Here is a 5,708-nt window from a genome sequence, read left to right as displayed (position 1 = left end):
GTCGAGCGGTCCGGCCACCGCCGTCGCCACCGGGCAGGCCGACGTCGGGCTGGCCAGCGACACGGCCGGGTCGGTCCGCGTGCCGGCCAGCTACCAGGGCCTGTGGGGGCTGCGGACCACGCACGGGCTGGTGCCGCGGCAGGGCATGCTGCCGCTCGCGCCGTCGTTCGACACGGTCGGCTGGCTCACCCGCACCGGCGCGACGCTCGAGCACGTGGCCGGCTGGTGCCTGCAGGACGACGCCCCGCTCCTGCCCGCGCGCCGCGTGGTCCCCGTCGAGGTGCTGCAGCTGGTCGAGCCGGCCACGCGCGAGGCGTTCGAGGCATGGGCCGGCGGGACCGTGCAGGAGATCGAGGTCGGCCCGCTCGACACGTGGTTCGAGGCGTTCCGCGTGGTGCAGGCGGCCGAGGCGTGGCGGGCTCACGGCACCTGGATCGAGGAGCACCCGGACGCCGTCGGACCCGGGGTGCGGGAGCGCTTCGAGGTCGCGCGCGAGGTGACCGCAACCCAGGAGGCGACGGCCCGGGCCGAGGTCGAGCGGCTCGCTGGGGTGATCCGCGCGATCGCCGACGACGCCGTCCTGGTCATGCCGACCACGCCCGGCCCGGCCCCCGCGCGGACCGACGACCTGGAGCGGGTCCGCGCGGCGACCCTGCGGATGACGGCCCTGGCCGGCATCGGCGGCCTCCCCGCGCTGTCCGTCCCGGCGCTCACCTTCCCGTCCACCCTCGGACCGGCACCGGTCGGGCTCTGCTTCGTCGGCCCCCGCGGCAGCGACCTCTCGCTGGTCCGTCACGCACGCTCCCTCGGAGGACCCGCATGACCACCCCGGTGAACCCGCCCGCCCGCCTGCTCATGGGACCGGGTCCGGTGAACGCCGACCCGCGGGTGCTCCGGGCGCTGTCCACGCCGCTGGTCGGCCAGTACGACCCGGCGATGACGGGGTACATGAACCAGACGATGGAGCTGTACCGCGAGGTCTTCGCGACGACCAACGAGGCGACCCTGCTGGTGGACGGCACTTCCCGCGCGGGCATCGAGGCGGCCCTGGTGTCGCTGGTGCGGCCGGGCGAGCGCGTGCTCGTTCCCGTGTTCGGCCGGTTCGGGCACCTGCTGGCCGAGATCGCGCAGCGCGCGCAGGCAGAGGTGCACACGATCGAGGTGCCGTGGGGGCAGGTGTTCCCGGCGTCCGTCATCGAGGAGGCGGTCGTCCGCGTGCGGCCGCACCTGCTGGCGGTCGTCCAGGGCGACACGTCCACCACCATGCTCCAGCCGCTCGACGAGGTCGGTGCGATCTGCCAGAAGCACGGTGTGCTCTTCTACACCGACGCCACCGCGTCCCTCGGCGGCAACGCGTTCGAGCTGGACGCGTGGGGCCTCGACGCCGTCACGGCCGGCCTGCAGAAGTGCCTGTCCGGCCCCTCGGGCAGCGCGCCGATCAGCCTGTCCGAGCGCGCGGTCGAGGTGGTCCGCGGACGACGCCGCATCGAGGCGGGCCTGCGCGAGGAGTCCGACGAGGACACCGGGGAGCCCGTGCGCTCCAACTACTTCGACCTCGGCATGATCCTCGACTACTGGGGGCCGCGGCGGTTGAACCACCACACCGAGGCGACGAGCATGCTGTACGCCGCCCACGAGTGCGCCCGGATCATCCTGGAGGAGGGCCGGCAGGCGGTCATCGACCGGCACGAGCGGGCCGGCCGGGCGATGCTGGCGGGCGTCCGCGGGCTGGGGCTGGGGGTGTTCGGGGACGTGGCGCACAAGATGCACAACGTGGTCGCGGTGGAGATCCCCGCCGGAGTCGACGGGGACACCGTGCGCACCGCGCTGCTGCAGGACTTCGGGATCGAGATCGGCACCTCGTTCGGCCCGCTGCACGGCCGGGTCTGGCGGATCGGCACCATGGGCGCCAACGCGCGGCTGGACACCGTGCTGACCACCCTCGCCGCCCTCGAGCAGGTGCTGCGCCGGGCCGGCGCGAGGGTCCCCCACGGCGGCGGGGTCGACGCCGCGTACCTGGCCTGGTCCGAGGCCTGATGCTCGACGCCGCCGTCGCCGCCCGGCGCATCATGGCCCGCTGCGACGAGCTGGCGGCGTACTCCTCCATGGCCGGCGGGATCGAGCGCGTCTACCTGTCCCCGGAGCACGCCCGCGTGAACCGGCTGGCCGCCCGCTGGATGCGCGAGGTCGGTCTGGACACGTGGCAGGACGCGGCCGGCAACCAGTGCGGGCACCTGGCCGGCCGGGACCCCGAGGCGCCCTCACTCCTGCTGGGCTCGCACCTGGACACCGTGCGCGACGCCGGCCGGTACGACGGGATCGTCGGCGTGCTCATGGCCATCGAGGTGGTCCGGGCCCTGCGACCGCGGGCCGCCTCACTGCGGTTCGGGCTCGACGTCGTGGCGTTCTGGGACGAGGAGGGCGCGCGGTTCGGCACCGCCCTGCTGGGCAGCTCCGCGATGGCCGGCCGGTGGGACGAGGCGTGGTGGGACCTCACCGACGCGCACGGCACCACGCTGCGCACGGCGTTCCGCGAGTTCGGGCTGGACCCCGGTCGGGTCGGCACGGCCGCGCGGCCCGCCGACTCGCTGGCGGGGTACCTCGAGGCGCACATCGAGCAGGGGCCGGAGCTCGACGACGGGGGCTCCCCGCTGGGCGTCGTCACGTCGATCGCGAGCGCCCGGCGGTTCGCCGTGCAGATCGACGGGGAGGCCCGGCACGCCGGCGGGGCCCGGTACGAGACGCGGCACGACGCCCTGCTCGGCGCCAGCGAGGTCGCCCTCGCCGTCGAGCGCCTGTGCCGCGCCGAGCACCACATCATCGGCACCGTCGGCCGCCTGGAGACGTTCCCCGGCGCGGTCAACGTGGTGCCCGGCGAGGCCCGGCTCACGGTGGACCTGCGCGGCGAGCACGACGACGACCGCGACCGCGTCTGGCGGGGCATCACATCGGCGATGGACGAGATCGCCGGCCGCCGCGGCCTGACCTGGTCGGCGCGCGAGCTGCACGAGGCGCCGGCGGTCCGCTGCGACACCCTGCTGCAGGACGTCGTCCGTGCGGGCATCGAGGACACCGGCCGCCGCCACGTCCCCGCCCTGTTCAGCCGCGCCGGGCACGACGCGATGGCCATGGGCGCGGTCACCGGTGTCGGCATGCTCTTCCTGCGCAACCCGGACGGGATCAGCCACCATCCCGACGAGGCCGTCAGCGTGGCCGACGTCGAGACGGGCCTGCGCGCGCTGACCGCGACGGTCGAGCACCTGGCACGCGAGGGGGCCTGAGAGGATCAGGACGTGGAACCTCCCGTCTTCGACACCGTGCCCGACATCCGGCTGATCGCGGTCGACATGGACGGCTCGCTCCTCGACGAGCACAAGCAGATCCCCGCCGACTTCTGGCCGCTGCTCGACCAGCTCGACCGCCGCGGCATCCTGCTGTGCCCGGCCAGCGGTCGGGCGTACCCCACCCTGCGCCGCCAGTTCGGCCGCGACGAGCTGGTGTACATCGCGGAGAACGGCGCCCACGTCGTGCAGCACGACGAGGTGATCAGCGTGGACCCGCTCGACCTGGCCACGGCGCGCAAGGTCGTCGAGACGGTGCGCGCGGCGGACCACCTGGACCTGGGCACCGTGGTGTGCGGGCTGCGGTCGGCCTACGTCGAGCGCACCGACGACCCGTTCCTCGACCAGGTGCGGCCGTACTACGCGAACCTGCGGGTGCTCGATGACCTGGCAGCCGTCGACGACGACGAGGTGCTCAAGGTCGCGGTGTACGACTTCGGCTCGGCCGCCACGGGGGTCGGCCCGCTCCTCGAGCCGTTCGACGCCCTGGTGTCCGGCACGCACTGGGTCGACGTGATGAGCCCCACCGCCGACAAGGGGCACGCCCTGCGCGCGGTGCAGGACGCCCGGGGGATCATCCCGGAGCAGACCATGGCGTTCGGCGACTACTTCAACGACATCGGCCTGCTGGACGCCGCGCACTGGTCGTTCGCGATGGACAACGCGCACCCCGACGTCCGGGCGCACGCGCGGTTCGTCGCCCCCGCCAACACCGCCAACGGCGTGGTCCGCACCATCACCTCGGTGCTGGGCCTGCAGTGACCGTCGCCGGCCTGCTGCTCACTCCCGGCTTCGGGGGCAGCCGCGACAGCCCGGCGCTCGTCGCGGTCGAGACGGCCGTCGCACCGCTGCCCGTGCTGCGGCTGGATCTCCCGAAGACTGCGGCACCGGCGATCGCGCAGGTCACCGTGCAGGCCGCCGCGTTCGCGGCCTCGCTCGGCGTCGGGACGGAGTCGCTGGTGCTCGGCGGCCGCTCGTTCGGCGGCCGCATGTGCTCGATGGCCGTCGCCGCCGGGCTCCCCGCGGCCGGCCTGGTCCTCCTGTCGTACCCGCTGCACCCGCCGGGCCGCCCGGACACCCTCCGCGTCGCGCACCTGCCCGACCTGCGCGTCCCGGTGCTGGCCGTCTCCGGCACCACGGACCCGTTCGGCTCCCCCGACGAGCTGACCACCCACCTGGCCGCGGTCGCGGGGCCGGTCACCACCGTCTTCCTCCCTGGCACGCACACGCCGACGAGCGCCACCGCCGTGGCCGACGCGGTCCGGGACTGGCTGCACACCTTGGACTGACCGCGGCGACGACAACGTGAGTGTCGTGACAGACCCCGCGTCCGCCACTCAGGTTGTTCTCGCGGCGCGATCGAGGACTCCGAGCCTGCGAGAGGATCGTCGCCATGAGCTCCCTGACCGTGCTGCGCTCCGCGTTCGACCCCGTGCCCGGCTATCTCGACGCCGCGACCTGCGGCCTGCCCGCGCGGGTCACGGTGGACGCGGTGCGCGCCGCCCTGGACACCTGGCAGGCGGGCAAGGCCGACCTCGCGGTGTACGACGAGGCCGTGACGGCGTCGCGCCGCGCGTACGCCCGGCTGGTCGGCGTGGACCCGTCGTGGGTGGCGGTCGGCTCGCAGGCGTCCGCGCTGGTCGGGCTCGTCGCGGCCGCCGTGCCGGACGGCGCCGAGGTGCTCACGGTCGACGGCGACTTCGCGTCGGTCGTGTTCCCGTTCCTGGCCCACGCCGACCGTGGCGTGACCGTCCGGCACGTGCCGGTGGAGTCGCTGGCCGACGAGGTCCGCACCACCACCCACACGGTCGCGTTCTCGCTAGTGCAGTCGCGCGACGGACGGGTCGCCGACGCGGCCGCGATCCGTACGGCTGCGGCGGCCGCCGGTGCACAGACAGTCTGCGACCTCACGCAGGCCGCGGGGTGGCTGCCCGTGGACGCGGGGCAGTTCGACGTCACGGTCTGCGCGGCGTACAAGTGGCTGGCCGCACCCCGGGGCACCGCGTTCCTGACGGTCCGCCCGGAGCACCTCGACCGGATCCGGCCGACGAGCGCCGGCTGGTATGCGGGCGAGGAGATCTGGTCGTCGGTCTACGGCCCCCGCATGGAGCTCGCCCGGGACGCGCGGCGGTTCGACGTCTCCCCCGCCTGGCTCTGCTGGGTGGGCGCCGTGCCGGTGCTGGAGCTGTTCGCGGACGCCCCGCGCGACGAGGTCCACCGGTACGCCGTCGCCCTCGCCGACGACTTCCGCGGACGTCTCGGCCTCGAGCCCGGCGGGAGCGCGATCGTCGCGCTCCCCGACGACGCGACCGGCTCCCGGCGCGCCCGCCTCGCCGCGCACGGCACCCGCGCGGCGGGCCGCGGAGG

At 74.8% G+C, this 5,708-nt stretch carries 6 protein-coding genes; all 6 read left to right on the top strand.

Annotated features, from left to right (window positions below; genetic code table 11):
* Positions 1-823 (top strand): amidase family protein (locus tag RYN42_RS19455; protein ID WP_315099046.1); only part of this gene is annotated, 823 nt, incomplete at its 5' end.
* Positions 820-2,037 (top strand): alanine--glyoxylate aminotransferase family protein, encoded by a 1,218-nt coding sequence (locus RYN42_RS19450; protein ID WP_315099043.1) that lies wholly within the window; start codon positions 820-822, stop codon positions 2,035-2,037. The genes RYN42_RS19455 and RYN42_RS19450, both read left to right, overlap by 4 nt.
* Positions 2,037-3,281 carry an allantoate amidohydrolase gene (locus RYN42_RS19445; protein ID WP_315099039.1) on the top strand — a complete coding sequence of 415 codons (1,245 nt, stop codon included), beginning with the start codon at positions 2,037-2,039 and terminating at the stop codon, positions 3,279-3,281. The genes RYN42_RS19450 and RYN42_RS19445 overlap by 1 nt, the downstream gene beginning before the upstream one ends.
* A gap of 12 nt (positions 3,282-3,293) precedes the next feature.
* Positions 3,294-4,103: a Cof-type HAD-IIB family hydrolase gene (locus RYN42_RS19440; RefSeq protein ID WP_315099036.1), complete on the top strand. Its 810-nt coding sequence runs from the start codon at positions 3,294-3,296 to the stop codon at positions 4,101-4,103.
* Complete coding sequence (locus tag RYN42_RS19435; protein ID WP_315099032.1) at positions 4,100-4,630, top strand: alpha/beta family hydrolase; 531 nt, start codon at positions 4,100-4,102, stop codon at positions 4,628-4,630. The genes RYN42_RS19440 and RYN42_RS19435 overlap by 4 nt, the downstream gene beginning before the upstream one ends.
* Before the next feature lie 104 nt (positions 4,631-4,734).
* Positions 4,735-5,708: aminotransferase class V-fold PLP-dependent enzyme (locus RYN42_RS19430; RefSeq protein WP_315099029.1), on the top strand; the 974-nt coding region annotated here is incomplete at its 3' end.

The organism is uncultured Cellulomonas sp. (assembly GCF_963527515.1).
Lineage (GTDB): Bacteria > Actinomycetota > Actinomycetes > Actinomycetales > Cellulomonadaceae > Cellulomonas.
This window is presented reverse-complemented; position numbering and strand designations above follow the sequence as displayed.